We start from the raw sequence: 18,744 nt of genomic DNA on the forward strand, positions 1-18,744 counted from the left end.
CCGCCATCATGGTTGCCAAGACTTTCCAGGAACAGCAGGGGCACACGCCCGAGAACATCCGCAAGATTCTCGAAATGGCGATCTTCGTCAAACCGAAGGAAGCCGCGGATACCGAGATCACAAACATTTGGACCGCTACTGATGGGCTGATCGTCCCGCCCGGCTACCTACCGGTGGGTCTGACCACCAAGGACGACGGCGCCTCCTGGTCCCGCGACCAGGAAGTCGTGGAAACTACCTCACACGGCTTCGCCGAGCCGACCCGTACCGACATCGTGGGGGATAAGTCCGGCCTCGCGTTCACGATGCAGGAATCCAAGCGCACCACCATGGAACTGTTCCATGGCATGGACCTGACCACGGTCACCACCGACTCCGACGGGAACTTCTTCTTCGACAAGGCCGCCCGCCCGGTCAGCAAGCAATACCGGGTGCTGGCCATCGGCAAGGACGGCGACGGCCCCGATGCCATCTACGTGGCCCGCTGGCTCCCGGACGCCAAGATCACCGAGAACGGCGAACAGGCCTGGTCCGAAGGCGACGAGGTCAAGTACCCCGCCACCTTCAGCGCCAAGACCGACGCCAAGGTCGGCACCTCCTTCCGCGAGATCTGGGGCGGCCCCGGACTTGACCACGAAGCCATGGGCTTCCCCGCACCAGCAGGCCCCTAGCCCACCGCCCACCCTTATCTGGTGGCACCGGTTGCTTGGTAGGCCCACCGGTGCCCCCACCTTCTTACCCGCCTACCACCTCACCCAAGGAGTTACTCATGTCCGATCTGATCAAGCTGATCTCCCCCGATGGCAAGCGCACATGGTCAACAACAGACCGCGTCGAAGCCACCAACCTCCGCGCCCAGGGCTGGCGCGCCCACACGGCACCCGCCAAGACCGACGCACCCGCACAGCCGTCCGCCGTCGAACCTCCCGAGGCGCTCGCGGACGTCCCCACCCCGCCGGCTGACAAGGCCGAACCGTCCAAGCCACGCAAGTAAAGAAAGAGGCCTACCAAATGTCACAGGAATTCAAGACTTGGGATCAGTACTCAGCTGAAGCCAAGCAGAAGCCGTTCCAGCTACCCGTCTCCGCTGAGGAGACCATCGTCATCGAGGCACCGACTGGCGCGTCCCTGCTGCAGTGGGCCCGGGCTTACCGTCAGGGCGACATGGAGGCCATGTTGATCACGCTGTGTGGCGAGCAGTGGCAGCGGGTGGAGCAGCTGCTGGCGGAGGCCGGAATGAAGGCGTTGGAGAACCTCATCACCGACATGATGCTCCACTTCGAGCTGGCGGAAGCCGTGGTCCTGATCGGCCCGGGCGGCGGCAAAGTCACCGAGCGGGACCCCCGCAAGATCCGCCTGATGCTGAAACAGGGGTACACCACCCAGGGGGAAGCTCCTTCCCGTATCTAGTCTCCATGGTGGACAGGTACGGGGCCGAGATTGAAGCAGATTTCCACCGGGAGTACTCCTTGGATCTCCTGGACTTCTTTCGAGGCAAGCACTCGTGGCGGAAGCTCCGCATCCTGCTGGACCGGCTGCCGGGAACGTCGCTGCTGCGGGAGTCAATCGCCAATGACGACGAGGTGGCCGCCCGGATCATGGCGGACATGGCGGCCGCGAAGAAGTCGGCGCCGTCGGATCCGGGCCCGCGGGTCTCGGAATACTCCCCCGAGGTTCAGCGGCTGGATGAGCTGGTCGACAAGGTCACCATCCTGACGACCACCGTGGTGGGGATGCTTGGCGGCAAGCCACGGCCGGGCCGCCCGGCCAAGCGTCCACAGACGGCGTTCACCCGGGCGCGCCAGGCGCTGGCCATGGCACGGCACCGCTCACTGCTGAATGAAGTAGCCGATGCACAGGCCAGATGGTCTGAGCGTCATCAAAAATAGGAGGCGCAATGGCCCAGGCCGAAGACACAGTTTGGCTGCCGGTACTGCCGTCAATGAAGGGCTTCGGCCCGGCGCTCGTCAAGGGCTCCGCGGCTGAGTCCGACAAGGCAGGCGGCGAGGCTGGCAAGCGCTTCGGCAAGGCCCTTGTACTGGGCGTCGGCGCCGTTGGTGCTGGCGCCCTGGCCACAGGCGCAGCTCTGTACAAGGTTGGCGAGATCTTCGACGACGTCGCCGACACCATCCGCGTCGGCACCGGCGCGACGGGGAAGGACCTTGACGGGCTGGTCGATGTGGCCAAGCGTGTGGGCGCCTCTGTGCCGGCCGAGTTTGAAGACATTGGGGCCACCGTGGCCGATGTAAATACTCGCATGGGCCTCTCCGGGGAGACTCTGGAGAAGGTGGCATCCCAGTATCTGGAGGCTGGCCGCATCCTGGGTGAAGAAGTAGACATCATGAAAACTGGTGCGGCCTTCAACGCCTTCAAGATTGAGGGCGATGACGTTTCAGGGGCACTGGATCACCTCTTCCAGGTCTCGCAGGCTACCGGCATCGGCATCAACGAGCTGGCCGACGGCGTGGCCAGGAACGCACCCGCCATCCAGGCATTGGGTTTCTCCTTCGAGGAGTCGGCGGCCATGATTGGCTCCTTCGACAAGGCAGGTTTGAATTCGGGGGCGATCATGGCGTCCATGTCCAAGGGCCTGGTGACCTTGGCGAAGGACGGGGAAGAGCCCCAGAAGGCTTTTAAGCGTGTGGTCGGTGAGATCGACGGATTCATCAAGTCGGGCGACGAGGCCGGGGCCCTGAATCTCGCTTCAAAGGTTTTCGGCACAAAGGGCGCCACTCAATTCATAGGTGCCATGAAGGCCGGCACCATGAACTTGGAGGACTTGGAGAAAGCTGCAGGCCAGACCGGCGACACCATTCTGGGCGCTGGTGCGGAGACGATGGACTTCGCCGAGCAGTGGATGATGTTCAAGAACAAAATCCTTGTCTGGTTGGAGCCTGCAGCCTCGGCGGTTTTTGGGGCTATCGGAACGCTGATGGGCGAGATCACCGACGGCGTCACGGCCTTCGGCGCCGCCTGGGCAGCCAACGATGGGGACATTACAAGCTCCGGCATTCCCGGTCTCATGGAGCAGCTCGCGTTCTACGCTCGCCAGACCTTCGATTATTTCAAGGACACCGTGATTCCGAACCTCCAAGAATTTGGTGGGTGGCTTCGGGAAAACGAAGGCACCATCGCGGCCGTGGCTGGCGTGATCGGCGTGCTGCTGCTGCCGATCTTTGTCCGGTTGGGCGTAGAGGCGCTCATCGCCGGCGGCAAGCAGGTTGCAAGCTGGGCCATGTCCGGCGGAGGTGCCGTGAAGACTGCCGGGCTCTACGTCATCAACAGCTACAAGATGATCGGCGCTTGGGTGGCCATGAGCCTCGCGGCCATCAAGTCCGGCGCCGAGACCGCAGCGATCTGGCTGATGTACCGGCTGGACTCTCTGAAGGCCATGGGTGCCATGATGGCATCCAAGGTCTCCATCATCGGATCATGGATCGCCATGGGCGCCGCTGCGGTAACTTCCGGTATCCGAACGGCCGCTGTGTGGACGGGCACGATTATCCGCAGCGCGGTCTCTGGCGCAATCTCCTTCGGCATCCAAACGGCTCTGGTGGTTGGTGGCTGGGTCCTCATGGGCGTCCAGTCCCTGATCCAAGGCGCTCGCATGGCCGCGGCATGGGTGCTGGCCATGGGGCCCGTCGGCTGGGTCATCGCAGCCGTCATTGGTCTGGTGGCTCTGATCGTCGCGAACTGGGACAAGGTGTCCGAGTGGACACGGGTTGCCTGGGAAGCGGTGGTCGGCTGGATCGTCGGTGCCTGGAAAAATGTGGTCAACTTTACGACCATTTACTGGGGAATTGTCACCGGGATTTTTACCGGCGTCGTGAATTTCGTCAAGAATATTTTCGCTGCCGTGTTCACGTGGCTGCAGGATTACGTGATCAAGCCCGTTTTCCTCGGCATCCAGCTGTACATCAAGGCGTGGTGGTTCGTGGTCTCCACGATCTTCAACGCGGTCCGTAATTTCGTGATGGTCACGCTGGCCGGCGCCTTCATTTGGTTCCGCGACAGCGTCATCGTCCCCGTGTTCAACGGCATCCGGGACGTCATCAAGACGGTCTGGGAAAAGGGCATCAAGCCTGTGTTTGATTTCCTGATGAATACCGTGACCAAATCCATTCCTGAAGCATTTCAAAAGGGCGTGGATGGGGCCAAGAAGATCTGGGAAACGCTCCTCGACATCGCCAAGAAGCCGGTGCGCTTTGTTGTCGACACCGTCGTCAATAAGGGCCTGATCGGGACGTTCAACAAGGTGGCCAAGTTCCTGCCAGGGATCAAGCCACTGGGTGAAGTCGTCCTGCCCCCAGGCTTCCGCTCTGGTGGGTACACAGGCAACCTGCCGTGGAACCATGTGGCCGGCATCGTGCACGGTGACGAGCAAGTGATCCGCGCCGAGTCACGCCGCTCCATTGAGGGACGTGTGCCTGGATTCTTGGACGCACTGAACCGCTTCGGCGCTTCAGCGTTGGATAAGGCCGGGTTCCGCACTGGTGGCCGGGTGAACCCGACAAAGAACATGACACTGACACAGGGGTACTCAGCAGCTCACGACGGCATTGACATTGGTGTCGGAGTGGGCACTCCTGTCTTCGCGACCGGCCCCGGCGTCGTCACACACGCCGGACCAGGCGCGAGAGCTCCCGGCGTCTGGGGTGGCAACGAGGTCCACATCAAGGGCGGCGGCATTGAGCGCTGGTTCGCCCACCTGTCACAGATCGGGGTGAAAGTTGGCCAGCAAGTAGCTACAGGGCAGCAAATCGCATTGTCCGGCAACACTGGCATCTCATCTGGCCCGCACTTGCACTTCGGCGCCTACTCAGGCGGCTGGCCGAACGCAATGGACCCCATGGCCTACCTTGGTGGCGCCGCGGCACCCACGGGCGGCGGAGGGTTCTTCGATCCGCTCAGCGCACTGCACAGCCTGGCCGACGGCGTGATGAAGAAAGTCATCGACGCAGTCCCCGGCGGCGGGTTCATGGTGGACGCGGCTGCCGGTATCGGCAAGAAGCTGATCACCGATGTGGGCGACTGGGCCAAGGACAAGCTGGGGATGGGCGCAACTGCCGGCCCCCAAGGCGCACACCTTGACCCGCTGCTGTATGACCAGGGCGGAATCCTCCGCCCTGGCTTCTCCAACGTCGTCAACAGAACCCGGGACCCCGAGTACATCCTCAACCCGCGCCAGTGGGAAGCGATGTTCAACCTGGCCGACCGGCCCGACGGTGGCGGCGACACCTGGAACGTGCAACTGCCTCCGGATGCCTCCGTAGGAGACCTGATGGACGAAGTGTCCCACCGCGACCGCGTCAACGCCCGAGGAGGTGCCAACAGATGATGTTCCGCTACCAGGGCATCGAGTTCGGCGGCGACACCGGATCTCTGCTGGTGACAGGCTTCAAGCCTGGCGCAGCAGAGATCCGGGGCAACGACACGGCCCGCCCCAACAGGGACGGCACCATCGCAGGCCGAGAGTTTCTCGGCTCAGCAACATGGGCCTTCGACATCTCCACCAATGAGCAGGACCTCGCAGAGGCGCTGGCAACCGCCAGCGCCCTCGAGGCAGCATGGAAAGACCCTGCCGTCCGGCTGGCTCCCAACACGCTGGCCCCGCTGTCTTACGAGACAGCGGGCCGCTGGCGCCGCGTCTACGGCCGCCCCGGTCTCTACACCCCACCGGACGGCGACCACCTAACCACCCTTGGCGTCGGACGCATCACCGCCGACTTCAAAGTTCACAAGCCCGGCTCGTATGACGACGCTGAAACCTCCGTGGCCCTAACCATCGTCCCCGCCTCCACCGGCGGGCTCATGGCACCACTAGTAGCGCCCCTGTCCACGGTCCGGTCCAGCGCACCCCGGGCAGGCTTCGTCACCAACGCCGGCGACGCCCCAACCCCGCTCAAGGCCACTATCCACGGCCCTATCACTGAGCCGTGGGTGCGCTCGCCGGAGGGCTGGGAAGTGGGCCTGACGGGGTCATTGGCTTATGACGAGTCAGTGACCGTGGACCCTTTGGCGGGGACGGTGACGAGGCAGGACGGGTCTCCGGCCAATGGGCGTTTGACTCGCAAGACCCGGCTTAGTGGGACGCTCCTGCAGCCGGGGATCACGGAACTGACCTTTGGCGGCATTGACCTGACGGGCACGGCGAGAGCTGTGCTGTCGTGGCGGAACGCTTACACATCAATTTAGGAGGCCCCAGTGGCATTTGATTCGACCCCTTGGTTTGTGGGCGGCGGCGCGCAGCATTCGCCGGAGACGGCACGTGTGTTGGCGTATGCGGCGACGAATGGCGCGGAGGGGGTGGCCGGCGTCGATGATTTGAAGGTCCAGGCGCAGGCCGTGCCGAACGGGACTGTGCAGGTCCTCACGGGCGCCGCGCTTCTGTTGAACCGGTACCCGGGCGGGAATGGCCAGACGTATGCGTTACGTAACGCAACGGCAACGGCGGTTACGGTAACGCCAACGGGGTCCGGTGGTGGCCGAACTGATCTTGTGGTGGCGCGCGTGCTGGATCCGCAGTACGAGGGCGTGGCACCGCCCAACCCTCTGACCTTCCAGTATGCATTCCCTACGATCATCCAGGGCGTGTCGGCCGGGACCAAGACGGCGAAGGAACTGAATCTTGGTTACCCCGCTGTGGCGCTGGCCAAGATCACGCTGCCAGCGTCCACGGCGACGGTGACGGCGGGGATGATTACGGACTTGCGGCGGGTGGCGAACCCTCGCCGCGAGCGGGCCATGCGGACGGTCTACGCGACGGCGGCTCTGTCCATGACGAACGCCTACGGATATTGGCCAATTAATGCAGCACAGCGGCCTATCGTTCATGTTCCCAGCTGGGCCACTCATTTGGACATTGTGGTGCATATCAGCGGCGCGAAGTTCGTCAAGGGCTCCACTGCTGACTTTGTGGCTGGTATCCGCACCATGTTTGGCGCTGGCAACTACGGGGAGCACAGCATCATTGTCCAGGACGCGGAGGACACTAACGGCCGGTACCACTACAGCTTGATCGGATCTCACAAGATCACGGCCGCGATGAGGGACACGGACCAGTCAATTACGTTGCAAGCTCAGCGGACAAGCACCACCGGGAACGTAACTGCTGACCCTCAGACCAGCGTCATTATCGACTGGGAATTCAGTGAGGTTGCGGAGTGAGCTGGCGTTTCCGACTACGGTCGCTCCCGTCTGGGGAATGGGTGGATCATGACCTGCAGTTGCTCACAGCCACCGTGACTGAGGCTGTGAATGCTCCGGCGGACATTACCGGCGAGCTGCCTCTGGGGGATGTGTCGGGTGGGCAGATCACCCAGTGGGGGTCGCTGCTCGTGGCCGAGCAAGAGGGCAAAGACCCGGTCTGTGCCATTGTCGATCACCTCTCCAAGGAGGGGGACATGCTCAAGATCGGCGCCGGGGGGTTCAGCATGTATCCGACTGGGTTGCCGTGGCTGGGCAAGGACTTCGCCGGGGTGAAGGTTGACCCGTTGGATATGGTGCGGAAGGTCTGGGCTGAGGTCCAGTCTTACCCGGACGGTGACTTGGGCGTGGTTGTTGATCCGCTCAAGTCCCCTGTACGGATTGGCACCCCTGAGGTTGAGAACAATTTCACGACAGGGGCTGGTGAAGATGTCAGTTTTGTGTCTGGCCCGTTCCGGTTGGCGTGGTGGTCTACGGACGATCTGGGCAAGGTCTTTAGTGACCTCGCATCGAGCACCCCGTTTGAGTATGCGGAGCGCAGCGCCTGGGTTGGCGAGGACAGCGAAGAGTTGACTCACCGTATCCAGTTGGGGTATCCGACGATTGGGACGCGGAAGTCTGATCTTCATTTTGAGATCGGGGTGAACGTCACCGCAGCCCCGTCTGTGTCTCAGTCTGCGTATGCGTCTGAGGTGATGATGCTGGGTGCTGGTGATGGTTCGGCCCGTGTGAAGGCTGACCGGCTCACGCAGGCTACTGGCCGGTTGCGACGGGTGCATGTTGCTGAGGATAAGTCTTTGAAGTCTAGGTCCGCGGCGACTGCTGCGGCCCGTCCTTTGTTGGCGAGTTTCAGTCCGGCCCATCTTATTGAGTCCATTGAGGTCATCGATCACGACAGCGCCCCATACGGTTCCTTTGCGCCGGGGGATGTGATCTTTGTCCAGGGCGATGCCGGGTGGGCTGACCTTGCACTGTGGGTGCGGATACATGAGCTGACCGTGAATTGTGACACCGGCAGCATGAGCTTGAAAGTTGGTGTGGAGTGACCCGCAAGGTAGAGCAGCAGGGCCGTTGGCTGGCCGACAAACTGAATGCCCAGGACAAGAAGATTGCCGCGCTGGGTTCGCGTGGCGATCTGGCCTACTCATCCATTGAGGACGGGGCAATCGTAGAGAAGGATCTCGACGGGAACCTTGTATCCAGCGTGGGTAAGCAGCATGACGGATCACACGTCCAAGTCCCCTACGTGGGCCCGATTCCGGATGCGCCGGTAGCCGCTTCGCTGAAAGCCGTGCCGGGTGTGGTGGAGGTGCGCTGGTCGGGGAAATTCACTGGTGACGCTGTCTCGGCCATGGACTTCAAGCATGTGGCAGTGCATGTGTCTACGACTCCGGTTGTGGATGCGACACCGTCCACGCAGGTGGCGACGATCCGTGGCGAGCTGGGCGACGTGGCAACCGTGACCGCTGTCGAGGGCATGCTCTATGTCGTGCTCGTGGCATGGTCCGCTGCAGGCAAGGCCTCTGACCCGTCCCCGGTGGCTGCGGTGGTGGTCCCTGGCACAGTTGATCCCGGTTGGATCAATGACAAGCTGGATGATCTGGATGAGAAGTATGACGGCGTGATTACTGAGGCCGGGCAGCTGGGCACCCGTCTGACGGATGCTGAAGCTGAGCTGGTCGTGCATGAGGGTCGTTTGTCAGCGAATGACACGGCGATGGGGACGTTGACGGGGACTACCTTGCCCAACCTGCGTACTGAGTTGGACGCGGCGAAGGCAACACTGGACCCACTGCCGGGGAAGGTGGCTGAGTCTGAGGCTGCGATTGCCACTGCGCAGGGTCAGGTGACACTACTCAAGGACACAACTGTCCCGGCCCTGTCCACGGACTTGACCGCTGCCAAGCTGCGCTTGTCCACAGCTGAGGGAACCTTGGCGCCGTTGCCGGGGAAACTGGCCACCGCTCAGACAGACCTGAGTACGGCTTTTGTGCAGCTGGGTACGGTAGATAGTCGAGTTGCTGCGGCTAAGGCTGCTGCGCTGACAGCTGCCGCAACGGACGCAACAGCGAAGGCCAATCAAGCCAAGGTGGACGCAACAGCGGCTGCTGCTCTCGTAGCCCAAGCGAAGGCTGACACCGCCAAGGCCGAGGCACTGACCGCAGCCGCTACAGACGCCAAAACCAAAGCCGACGCAGCGCAGGCCGCTGCTGTGGCTGCGGCTAAGACGGCTACTGATCTTGCCGCAGCAGGTGCGAAGGCTGAGGCAATCGCCGCTGCGACACTGGATGCCAAAGCTAAGGCTGACGCGGCTCAAGCCGCTGCTGTCACGGCGGCTGCAACTGCTGCCGACTCCAAGGTGGCAACCGCGAAAGCTGCAACCCTGACCGAAGCCGCTACAGCCGCGCAAACGAAAGCTGACAAGGCGCTGGCGGACGCAAAGCTTGACGCATCCACTAAGGCTGCTCAAGCGCTGACTGATGCGAAAGCAGACGCCAAGCTAAAAGCTGATGCGGCACAAGCGGCAGCGATTACGGCCGCTGCTACCACTGCCCAGTCGAAGGCCGATGCCGCGAAGACGGACGCGATCTTCGCTGCGTCAATCACCGCCCAGGCGAAGGCGGATGCCGCGAAGGCAGATGCGATCGCGTCAGCAACAGCCACGGCGGCTGCTGACGCTAAGACCAAAGCGGACGCCGCTCAAGCTGCCGCTTTGGCATCGGCTAAGTCGTATGCTGACCTTCAAGCTTCGGGGGCCTCGGCCAGCGCGATCGCCACCGCAGCAGCTGACGCTAAGACCAAGGCTGATGCTGCCCAGGCGGCGGCTATTTCATCAGCGGCGGCGACAGCCCAGTCCAAGGCCGACGCGGCTAAAGCAGCGGCTATCTCAGCCGCTGCTGCTGATGCGACGACGAAAGCTAACGCAGCAACGGCAGTAGCTAACGTGGCACAGGCCAAGGCCGACGCTGCGCAGGCAGCCGCAGGGGCAGCGGGGGCCAATGCCACAGCAGCGTTGACGATGGCCGGGTCCAAGTCCAAGGTCTATTACGCGACCGCTCTTCCTACGGGTGTGGCCACCGGTGACGGTGATTTGTGGCGGCAGCGTGACGCCGGGAATAACATCATCGGTGAATGGAGGTGGAACGGTACACCGCCAGCCGGGGCATGGGTGAAGACGATGCTCAGTTCGGACGCGATCAGCAATCTCGACATAGGGAAGCTGAGTGCTGGTGCAGCGGCGATCGACACAGCGGTTATCAATAAGCTGGCAGTGCAGATTGCCACTGTTATCCAGCTAAATGCGGATCGTATAACTGCTGGGAAGATCACCTCTGGGCAAGTTGACACCACCAACCTAGCGGCAGCGTTGGCAACGATTCTCAGCTTGAATGCTGACAGGATTACGGCTGGAACTCTCGGCGCGGCCAGAATCAACGTTACCGAACTGGCCGTCTCTATTGCCACGGTCATCAAGCTCAATGCCAGCGCGATAACCTCCGGCACCGTGGACACGGCCCGCTTGAACACCACCACCCTGGCCGCTTCTCTGGCAACGATCCTGTCACTGAACGCGGACAGGATCACCTCCGGCACGATCAATACTGCCCGGCTGAACGCGGAGGCCATCGCTGCTGCAACGGCAGCTTTCCAGACCGTCGACGTGAAGAACCTCTTCGCCACCACCGGCACCATGTCTGAGGCCGTCATAAGCAAGCTGTGGGCCGATGTGGTCATGTCCCGCAAGATCACCGCTCAGATGATTGCGGTAGGTGACTTCACCAACCTTGCGGCTGATGGCAACTTCACCGACTTGGCCAAGTCCAACTGGTATGGCTCAGGCGTCGTAGTGGCTGGTACGTCCGAGCCAAACAAGCTAAAAGTAATCGTGGCAGCATCCGGGAACAACGATCAGTCGAACAGGAACGAGTTTGATGTAAGCCCTGGTGAGCAAATCTACGGCTCCGTCTGGGTCTACGGTGAGGCTACTAACAAGGGTAACGGCACGCCCAATATTCATCTCCGAGTGAAGCTGGACAACGGCTCTTACCAATGGCCTAGCTTCGCCATAACAACCCGCACGGCTGTATCCGGAAATTGGGTACAACTTACCGGAATGACAACCGTGCCGGCCAACGCCCGGTCCGCCATTGTGGAGTTTGCGGTCAGTAATAGCGCTGACGGTGTGGGCAATGTCTACTACTTCCGGCAGGTAAACGTTCGCCGCATGAACGCTGGTGAGTTGACGGTGGATGGGACGGTGACGGCACGTCAGCTCGAAACCCAGCTTGTGCTGGCGACGGACATCATTGCAGGCAATCCTTTGGGGACGCACGCTAAGATGAACGCCAACGGGTTCAGGGTGCTGGCGTCTGCGGACGGTGGAGCGCCCACGGAAGTTATCCGCATGGGGACCGATACCGATGATTACTTCGGTGTTGCGAACGCTACCGGTGAGCTGGTTGCTTCTATCACCAGCGGGGGCGATTTGTCCGCGCAGTCAGGTGACTTCGCCGGGGAAGTCAGCATCGCTGGCACGGCGTTGTCTGAGACCCTGGACGCATTCCCGAAGGGACTCGTAGCGTGGGGTGGGCGTGGCACTGATGCGCGGTATTGGGCGGGCACGACACATCAGCCTTACCTGCACCTCGCGTTTGATACACCACCGAACCGGATGTTTCGGATCAGCTCGACACCCATTGGTGTGAACAGTGATGTGGCCACGGACGCTGTGGTCAACCTGCACGTGACGGGCGTGACAACTGGCGACGCACAGGCGACGCTGGCGACCCCCATCGTCGCCCAAGGAATTAGCGCTCAGGGTGAATTCACCACCCGACGCTCCCCGGTGACATTCAATCGCATCGTCAATGGTGGCGGGGCCACTTCTGTGGCGCTTCTGATCTCCTACGGAACGATTAGCGCAGGCCGGGCCAAGATCGCCACTAGCGGGGAGCTGCGGTCCGTGTACGTGACGGTTGAGGACATTGGGCCATCCCTTGCTCAGGTTGGGGAGTTCTTGGATGGGACCAGTGATGCGGCGCCCAGCGGTACCGGTGGCGGGTCAACCACGCCACCTCCGGCGACCGTGACCAAGAACTACACCAAGACGTACTTTCCAAATGGAAGACGTTCCTTTGTCGGTTCTGGTGCGACGTACGACTACAACACCGGTTATATGTACTCCGGGCTCTCCCCTGCCGGATATGGAGATCTGTCTTCCATGGCAGTTTTCCCCTCCATGACCGGGGATCTATCCGGGGCCACAATTACCAGCATCGAAGTGTACGTGTACTACGACTTCTGGTACCAAGGCTCTGGCGGTGACGCCTACATCGGGCTTCATGGGCAAACATCGCTCACCAGCAGCAGGCCGGCCAAGACCTACGCGCATGCTGTCGCGCAACGATGGCCACGTGCAGCCGGGCGCTGGATCAAACTCTCTTCCTCCACCTATGCCGGGTTCAAGGCCGGCACTCATCGAGGCATCACCCTCGGAGGGTCCGGTGGTGGTCTAGAGCGCTACGGCTACGCACACGACCCACGCATCCGCATCAAATACACCAAGTAAGGAAGGACCAGCATGGCCGATATGAACCTACTCAAATACGCCAGGGCCCGAGACGACCGAGATTTCGTGTGGCGCGTTGCCGCAGCAATGACCATCGAAGCCCAATACAAGCTTGGCGCCAACCCGGACATGACCATTGAGGCAAGGAAACTCATGGACTGGGTCCTCGATAATCCCATGATCGACGACCAACTCATGATCGCCTTTGCTTCCACAGATGAAACTGTGGCCGAGCACATCACCATCATGGACGGGGCAGTGAGAACCGCCAATGTCCCCGATGAAGCTATCAAGAGCGTGGTAGGCCGGCACTGGGATCTGGTCGCAGCTCGACGGTTCGGGGCCAACCAATGACTGGCATCTGGCCCACAGTACGAATCTCGGAGGGCTAAATGTGGAGCAAGCAGCAGCTGCAAGTCTCAGCAGCCTGTTCGCGCAACTCGGCGTTGCCGGGTTCATCCTGGCTGTCCTCATTGCCGGGGCGGTCTGGTATCTCAAAGCGTCCAAGGAGTTGCGGGAAGAAAAACGCACGGTCATCACCGACCTCAAGGCAGAACTCAAAGCAGCTACGGATGAACGCAACCGTCTGCAGATGGAACTCTATAACTGCCAATATCCAGAATGGCGGGAGGCGGTAGATGAGCAGGCTTGAGCGTAAGAAGTCCATCATCGGGTTCGCTCTGGTAGGTTTCGCGATCCTGCTGATGGGGGTGCTGATTTTTCAGAACCTCCAAGCCAACCTGGACCGCGAGAGCGCCCAGTCATCGGCGGCGGTTTCGGCACAGCAGAAGAAGAGCCTTGCAGAGGAAGTCGCGGACGCGTGCCAGTCCGGGCAGGTCATCAAATCCGTGGCCGGTGTGGACTTGTGCGCACGGGCCGCGACCATCGCCCAGCAGCCCGTCACCATTGAAGGCCCGGCAGGACCAGAAGGGCCACGCGGACTCCCCGGTACTGACGGCGCGGAAGGCATCGCCGGCGCGAGCGGGCCAGCAGGGAAACCCGGCACCAACGGCACGAACGGAGAGGACGGGCAGGACGGTGTGCCCGGCCTCCCTGGCAGTGCCGGAGCCGACGGGACAGCAGGTCCTATGGGACCGCCCGGACCCGCGGGCAAAGACAGCGCCACCGGCCCCAAGGGAGACACAGGTGATCCTGGTCCAGCCGGAGCCAACGGCACGGGGCCGGAGTCTTTCACTTTCGCAGACGCCCTTGGCCACACCTACAACTGCGAACCAGACCCACCCGGATCCGCCACCTACACCTGCACCACACAACCAGCCAACCCACCGGGTGGCTGAAACTTTTAAGGAGACCGTCATGGCCGAACACGACGAAGTGCCCGATGAACTCAAAGACACTGACCACACCGTGCCACTGAGCGTATGGCAACAGATACGGGCCGACGCTGCCCTGAACGCTAAGGAGGCAGAAGCCGATGGTCGCTGAACACATCACTAACCTGCCCTCGAGTAAGAGCTCGGGCAAGCGCTCACGTACTCAGATGCTCGTTGTCCACTCCGCTGAGACACCACTGGCGGCGGGGTATGCGGCATCGGTCACAAATAACTGGCTGAACCGTTCAGACGTTGAAGCATCGATCAACGCGTTCTTCGGCCCGGATACCACTGTCCGCAGCGTCAACACTGACCATGCGGCATGGCACGCAACATGGGCGAATGGCCTGTCTGTTGGTTACGAGTTCACTGGGTACGCAGCGCTCACCCGGGCGCAATGGCTCACGGCGGCTGGTAAGAACATGCTCGACCGTGCAGGCCGCGAAATGGCTGCGGACGCCAAAATCTATGGCATCCCCCTGCGCTACCTCACAACGGCAGAAGTCAACGCGATTGCGAACGGCAACCAGACAATCAAGGGTATTGCCACGCACGCGCAGATCGACCCCGCGAACCGCACCGACCCCGGCGCTGGTTTCCCGTTCGACGTCCTGATGGGCGCAATCAAGCGCTATTCAGGCACCATAACTCCACCCCCCGCCAGTCCCCAAGGCGGCACCATCACACCCATCCAGGAGGATGAATTGTCTGCAAAAGACGTAGCCGAAATCAAGCAGCACATCAACGCGCTGCTCATCAACACATACACCAGCAACGGGGTGAAGAACCTTCCCGGCGTGCGCCCGATTCTCGTTGAAAATCAGAAACGAATGGGCGCACTGGCCGGGAAACTAGATGCCCAAACCGAGCTGATCAAGCAACTCGCCAAAGGTCAGGGCGTCACCATTGACTATGCCGAGGTCGAGGCGGCCGCCGCTGCTGGTGTTGCCAAGGCCATTGCTGACGGCGTGGATTTGGATGCGACCGTGACCATCAAGAAGGACGCACAGTGACCGGCCGGCGCGTGGCCACAGCGACTGACAGGGCCGACGCGATCCAACGGGCCGCTCGTACACTGTGGCAGGGATTCGGTCTGGATGCGGCTGCCATGGTCGGTGTGGGGCTTATCCTGCTGCTCGAGACTGGTGATGTGACGTCCCCGCTTTTCTGGGGCGCTGTCGGCATCCTGACCATCAAGTCCCTACTCATGTCCTTGGCCGCGTATCTGCAGCGGCTCCGCAAGGCGCCCAAGCCTTTGCCGGAACCCCCACTGCCGGAGCCTGACCCGCTGCTCACCGATGACTACCACTCAGCAGTGGCCCGCGACCGCCAGGCAATCTATCCTGACGACGACAAGTAGGACAGAAGCCCCCACCAGGTTCCTTCATGGAGCCGGGTGGGGCCTTCTTTTTGTGTCCCACCCGGCAGCCGAAAAGACCTGCCCTAATAATCGCTAAATTGCCCGAATAATGCCCGCTTATTCCGCAACAGCTGGTGATGCTGCGTGAGATCGCGGGAAGTGAGGGCAGCGGCGGAGGCACCTTGCCCCCTAGAGTCCGGTGATTCAGTCGGAGCGGCGGGGTATTCTCGTTATCTGTCGTGATTTATGCAAGCGCAACAATGGCCCTAAACAATGGGTTTCCGGTTCAAGTCCGGAGGGGTGCACAAAGTGAAACCGCTTCAACGCTGGCTTGCGCCGGGGTTGGAGCGGTTTTTTTATGCCCCAACGTCATAGTTGAGGCCGAACTCTTTGCCCTCGAAGGCTGCATCCCACGAATCGAAGCCATCCTGTGATGGCTGAACAAGCCAGTGATTTCTAAGTCCGTGCGAAGACTGTGATCCAGAATTCGGTGCCGGGATCGACGGTGACTTCAATAGTCTGCTCTTTCGACGGGTCATCGACTGGATACGCAACCGAGGCCCCGCCTTGCATTGTGCAAACGGCGCTGCCCCATCCAGACTCCTTCTGAACGATGCTGGTTTTCCAATCACCTGATCCACCGCAATTCACGGTTGTCCCCAGATTCTTGTACCCCTCTGGCAGTGGGTCGAGGTGAATTGTTGTTGAGCCTGTACCGCTAAATTGCTTCAGGACCAGTCCTGTTGGCGTCGCATTCTCCACCCTTGATTTTTGGACCTCAAAAACTATCGCTTCGTGAGCTATCGAAGGGCTCGAAGTTGACGTTTCCGCGCTCCCTGATGTCGGGGCAGGGGATGAATCAACGCCAGTGCAGCCAGACAGGACAAGAGCAAGCAACCCAATGGTGCACAATAATGACGGCAAGGTACTTTTCTTATCCATAAGTGCGAGCCTACAACTCACGCCGCAGGAGAGGGACACTGGCTGAGCCGGTTCGGCGGTACTGACAACTACGCATAGGTCAGCCTCAATAGGACTTCTTGTCAACCCCAGCTTGACAATAATGGCGCGTCAACCTTAAGTTGACGTTATGATAGAAAATAATCTCGATGTCTCTCTCCGTAGAGCGATACTGACAGCCGAGCCTGGCCTAGAAAAAGCACTGGAACAGGATGCGGACGCTTACCTTCGCGTTATTTCACTCTCGGCCCAAGCGCTCGAGAGGCTCCCGCTCCTACTCAATTCGGCCGTAGCAGCCGCCAGGACAGCTGGCCACAGTTGGGCGAAGATCGGAGCAGAACTAGGGATGAGCAGGCAGGCTGCCCAACAACGCTTCACTGCTGCGGATCAAACGCCAGCGGAAGCCGTTGGTGCAACAAAAAAACTTCACCCCCTAACTGCATTCGACGAAATGGAAGCCCTCGATCGTGTAGGCAAAGACGGCTGGCACTCGATCGGCTTCGGGACGCTTTACCACCTCATCGAGAAGACCGAGGAACAATGGGAACACCTCCGAGTGCCGGCAACGAGTTCGCGCTCCTCCTTAGAAGCGGCAGGATGGCAGCGAATTGGGCGCATGTGGTTCCCCTGGGCCTACTACGCACGGAATACCGGCATTCCGGTCAAAATTATCCGTGCGGTGGATGACTTTTGAAGTGTGGATTCGCTAGCGCGCCCAATCACCCCATTTTTTGAGCAGCCTCAACCCCCAGTAGACAACATTTCTTCGATTGTCAGTCTTTCTGAGCCCGATGGCGCAAGCAGCCGGCACCTCATTCAAATCAGGAACGGCGCCGATTATTATGTCGCTCAGACACTGGTGGACTCGACTCCAAAGAAGACGTGTCTGGTTGTAGTCGATGCCAACGAGCAATGCACGGGCGAACAAGAGTGCGTGGGAGAATATCTGCAGCTTGGGCCATTATCCCCCTAGCGATTGAGTGCAGTCGTCAGGGGTATTTGAGGCTTTGAGCACCACCCAAAGGAACTCACTTTTTTCACTTGCCGGTTAGCAAGTACATGCTAACGTGCGAGTAGGACGAATCTACCGTTTAGTCATCCGACCGCTGGCAACCGGCCAATCGATCCAGCTGCAGCAGCACAAATGCTCACCGAAGCAGACCGCGTGAGTCAACGGGCTGCGGAGGGTATAGACCCCGGTCCGTTGGTAGTTATACGGCGATGGACCCCCGTGGTCCTGTTCATATACGCTGTGAGCTTTCTCTTGGTCTTTTCGAATCAAGGCAGCGCCTCGGCCCCAAATCCATTATTACCAGGGGCCAAGTATGCAAACCTCCTCATCATTCCGCTATTGATGCAAATCCAGTTGGTACAAGGAGCCAGAAACCGTCTCCCCATTGCAGATATCTCAATGTCGCGAGGACGAACAATATTGCAGCTTCTCACTGTGGTTCCTTTCATAGCGATACTTGCCGTTAGCCTCTTTGGAGTCAAGATTCCTTGGTGGGTTTGTATTCTCGTTGCGGTGGGAGTTGCTGCCCCTTCTCTTAGAGAGGTGGGTACCCGGGCCCACAAGAGCTCCGGATACACCCGCGGTCAGAGAACTCCATCCCCAGTGCTCAGCAGTACCGCCAGAGCAACTAGCTTTGTGCTTGGGATCTACTTAGGGGCGGCAAGTGCTGTAATGGTCTTTCCCTGGTTCCCCTTGGCTGCATTGCCGATGCTGATTCTCCTACTCGTTTCGGTGTGCTTCGCAAACAAACGCTGGGGTCTAACTAGTGTTGGTTCCGAATGGCAAGCTCGACACTGGGTTGCTTTCGGGATCTCATTTGTTTTGTTCTTCGCGTTCGTGCTGCTTGTTGTTAAGACCTCTTGGAACACTCCTCTGGTTGGAATCCTCGGAGGCGCTGCCATCGCTCTGCCACTTGTTATTTCTGCCGCCACTTCGCGCAGCAAGCCATGACCACTTCAGAGGAGATGCGTAAACATCCACGGCATCAACTAGATGATGCCTTCATGACACCTGTTCGTTTCTCCACGATGGCAGCGCTGCGTGCCGAACTTGAAATCGACTTCGCGACACTGCGGGATCTCATTGAGACTGATGATTCCGCACTGAGTAAAGCTATCGCCTACCTTCAACGGGTGGGGTACGTTTCCATCCGTAAAGGTTATGTGGCAAACAAGCCCCGTACCTGGGTGAGAGCGTCGCCGCCGGGGTTGAAGGCGCTGGCAACACATTCTGGCGCTCTACAAGCTATCGCGGCAGGTGCCATCTATCTGGAGTGAGCCACCAGGGCCCTTCCTGATCCGTC

19 protein-coding genes are annotated in these 18,744 nt (G+C 60.5%); 18 read left to right on the plus strand and 1 reads right to left on the minus strand.

What is annotated here, in order from left to right; translation table 11 throughout:
* Positions 1-8: 8 nt before the first annotated feature.
* From AAFM46_RS11000 to AAFM46_RS11070, 15 genes are all read left to right on the plus strand, one after another.
* Positions 9-671, plus strand: coding sequence for a hypothetical protein (locus AAFM46_RS11000; RefSeq protein WP_343317783.1), 663 nt, complete (start codon positions 9-11; stop codon positions 669-671).
* Between the two features lie 50 nt (positions 672-721).
* Entirely contained in the window at positions 722-994 is a 273-nt protein-coding gene (locus AAFM46_RS11005; protein ID WP_343317784.1) for a hypothetical protein, read from the plus strand.
* Between the two features lie 17 nt (positions 995-1,011).
* Complete coding sequence (locus AAFM46_RS11010; RefSeq protein ID WP_343317786.1) at positions 1,012-1,410, plus strand: hypothetical protein; 399 nt, start codon at positions 1,012-1,014, stop codon at positions 1,408-1,410.
* Between the two features lie 5 nt (positions 1,411-1,415).
* Positions 1,416-1,889, plus strand: coding sequence for a hypothetical protein (locus AAFM46_RS11015; protein WP_343317788.1), 474 nt, complete (start codon positions 1,416-1,418; stop codon positions 1,887-1,889).
* Between the two features lie 8 nt (positions 1,890-1,897).
* Positions 1,898-5,338 (plus strand): phage tail tape measure protein, encoded by a 3,441-nt coding sequence (locus tag AAFM46_RS11020; RefSeq protein WP_343317790.1) that lies wholly within the window; start codon positions 1,898-1,900, stop codon positions 5,336-5,338.
* Positions 5,335-6,195: a hypothetical protein gene (locus tag AAFM46_RS11025; protein ID WP_343317792.1), complete on the plus strand. Its 861-nt coding sequence runs from the start codon at positions 5,335-5,337 to the stop codon at positions 6,193-6,195. The genes AAFM46_RS11020 and AAFM46_RS11025 overlap by 4 nt, the downstream gene beginning before the upstream one ends.
* Before the next feature lie 9 nt (positions 6,196-6,204).
* Positions 6,205-7,167, plus strand: coding sequence for a hypothetical protein (locus AAFM46_RS11030; RefSeq protein WP_343317794.1), 963 nt, complete (start codon positions 6,205-6,207; stop codon positions 7,165-7,167).
* Between the two features lie 74 nt (positions 7,168-7,241).
* Positions 7,242-8,252 (plus strand): hypothetical protein, encoded by a 1,011-nt coding sequence (locus AAFM46_RS11035; protein ID WP_343317795.1) that lies wholly within the window; start codon positions 7,242-7,244, stop codon positions 8,250-8,252.
* Positions 8,249-12,775 (plus strand): hypothetical protein, encoded by a 4,527-nt coding sequence (locus AAFM46_RS11040; protein WP_343317796.1) that lies wholly within the window; start codon positions 8,249-8,251, stop codon positions 12,773-12,775. The genes AAFM46_RS11035 and AAFM46_RS11040 overlap by 4 nt, the downstream gene beginning before the upstream one ends.
* Before the next feature lie 12 nt (positions 12,776-12,787).
* Positions 12,788-13,129 (plus strand): hypothetical protein, encoded by a 342-nt coding sequence (locus tag AAFM46_RS11045; protein ID WP_343317797.1) that lies wholly within the window; start codon positions 12,788-12,790, stop codon positions 13,127-13,129.
* Between the two features lie 40 nt (positions 13,130-13,169).
* Entirely contained in the window at positions 13,170-13,427 is a 258-nt protein-coding gene (locus tag AAFM46_RS11050; protein ID WP_343317798.1) for a hypothetical protein, read from the plus strand.
* Entirely contained in the window at positions 13,414-14,073 is a 660-nt protein-coding gene (locus AAFM46_RS11055) for a hypothetical protein (RefSeq protein WP_343317799.1), read from the plus strand. Before AAFM46_RS11050 ends, AAFM46_RS11055 begins: the two co-directional genes overlap by 14 nt.
* Before the next feature lie 19 nt (positions 14,074-14,092).
* Positions 14,093-14,221, plus strand: coding sequence for a hypothetical protein (locus AAFM46_RS11060; RefSeq protein WP_343317800.1), 129 nt, complete (start codon positions 14,093-14,095; stop codon positions 14,219-14,221).
* Positions 14,211-15,122 carry an N-acetylmuramoyl-L-alanine amidase gene (locus tag AAFM46_RS11065; protein WP_343317801.1) on the plus strand — a complete coding sequence of 304 codons (912 nt, stop codon included), beginning with the start codon at positions 14,211-14,213 and terminating at the stop codon, positions 15,120-15,122. The genes AAFM46_RS11060 and AAFM46_RS11065 overlap by 11 nt, the downstream gene beginning before the upstream one ends.
* Positions 15,119-15,469 carry a hypothetical protein gene (locus AAFM46_RS11070; RefSeq protein ID WP_343317804.1) on the plus strand — a complete coding sequence of 117 codons (351 nt, stop codon included), beginning with the start codon at positions 15,119-15,121 and terminating at the stop codon, positions 15,467-15,469. Before AAFM46_RS11065 ends, AAFM46_RS11070 begins: the two co-directional genes overlap by 4 nt.
* A gap of 456 nt (positions 15,470-15,925) precedes the next feature.
* On the opposite strand, the gene AAFM46_RS11075 is transcribed toward AAFM46_RS11070, so the two are convergent.
* Positions 15,926-16,411 carry a hypothetical protein gene (locus AAFM46_RS11075; protein ID WP_343317805.1) on the minus strand — a complete coding sequence of 162 codons (486 nt, stop codon included), beginning with the start codon at positions 16,409-16,411 and terminating at the stop codon, positions 15,926-15,928.
* A gap of 148 nt (positions 16,412-16,559) precedes the next feature.
* Between AAFM46_RS11075 and AAFM46_RS11080 the strand changes: the two genes are divergently transcribed.
* The 3 genes from AAFM46_RS11080 (at position 16,560) to AAFM46_RS11090 (ending at position 18,718) form a co-directional block, all read left to right on the plus strand.
* Positions 16,560-17,123 carry a hypothetical protein gene (locus tag AAFM46_RS11080; RefSeq protein WP_343317806.1) on the plus strand — a complete coding sequence of 188 codons (564 nt, stop codon included), beginning with the start codon at positions 16,560-16,562 and terminating at the stop codon, positions 17,121-17,123.
* A 990-nt stretch (positions 17,124-18,113) separates the two neighbouring features.
* The gene (locus tag AAFM46_RS11085) at positions 18,114-18,392 is read left to right on the plus strand and encodes a hypothetical protein (RefSeq protein WP_343317808.1); all 279 of its coding nucleotides are present in this window, start codon (positions 18,114-18,116) and stop codon (positions 18,390-18,392) included.
* A gap of 53 nt (positions 18,393-18,445) precedes the next feature.
* Positions 18,446-18,718, plus strand: coding sequence for a transcriptional regulator (locus AAFM46_RS11090; protein ID WP_283528042.1), 273 nt, complete (start codon positions 18,446-18,448; stop codon positions 18,716-18,718).
* The last annotated feature ends 26 nt before the right edge of the window (positions 18,719-18,744 follow it).

Source organism: Arthrobacter sp. TMP15, from assembly GCF_039529835.1.
In the GTDB taxonomy this organism is placed as follows: domain Bacteria; phylum Actinomycetota; class Actinomycetes; order Actinomycetales; family Micrococcaceae; genus Specibacter.

Bases quoted from the DNA above. Each gene is read 5' to 3' on its own strand.
- AAFM46_RS11000 (WP_343317783.1), top strand. From the start codon at position 9: ATGGTTGCCAAGACTTTCCAGGAACAGCAGGGGCACACGCCCGAGAAC.
- AAFM46_RS11010 (WP_343317786.1), top strand. From the start codon at position 1,012: ATGTCACAGGAATTCAAGACTTGGGATCAGTACTCAGCTGAAGCCAAG.
- AAFM46_RS11015 (WP_343317788.1), top strand. From the start codon at position 1,416: ATGGTGGACAGGTACGGGGCCGAGATTGAAGCAGATTTCCACCGGGAG.
- AAFM46_RS11020 (WP_343317790.1), top strand. From the start codon at position 1,898: ATGGCCCAGGCCGAAGACACAGTTTGGCTGCCGGTACTGCCGTCAATG.
- AAFM46_RS11025 (WP_343317792.1), top strand. From the start codon at position 5,335: ATGATGTTCCGCTACCAGGGCATCGAGTTCGGCGGCGACACCGGATCT.
- AAFM46_RS11045 (WP_343317797.1), top strand. From the start codon at position 12,788: ATGGCCGATATGAACCTACTCAAATACGCCAGGGCCCGAGACGACCGA.
- AAFM46_RS11055 (WP_343317799.1), top strand. From the start codon at position 13,414: ATGAGCAGGCTTGAGCGTAAGAAGTCCATCATCGGGTTCGCTCTGGTA.
- AAFM46_RS11060 (WP_343317800.1), top strand. From the start codon at position 14,093: ATGGCCGAACACGACGAAGTGCCCGATGAACTCAAAGACACTGACCAC.
- AAFM46_RS11065 (WP_343317801.1), top strand. From the start codon at position 14,211: ATGGTCGCTGAACACATCACTAACCTGCCCTCGAGTAAGAGCTCGGGC.
- AAFM46_RS11075 (WP_343317805.1), bottom strand. From the start codon at position 16,411: ATGGATAAGAAAAGTACCTTGCCGTCATTATTGTGCACCATTGGGTTG.
- AAFM46_RS11080 (WP_343317806.1), top strand. From the start codon at position 16,560: ATGATAGAAAATAATCTCGATGTCTCTCTCCGTAGAGCGATACTGACA.
- AAFM46_RS11085 (WP_343317808.1), top strand. From the start codon at position 18,114: ATGGTCTTTCCCTGGTTCCCCTTGGCTGCATTGCCGATGCTGATTCTC.
- AAFM46_RS11090 (WP_283528042.1), top strand. From the start codon at position 18,446: ATGACACCTGTTCGTTTCTCCACGATGGCAGCGCTGCGTGCCGAACTT.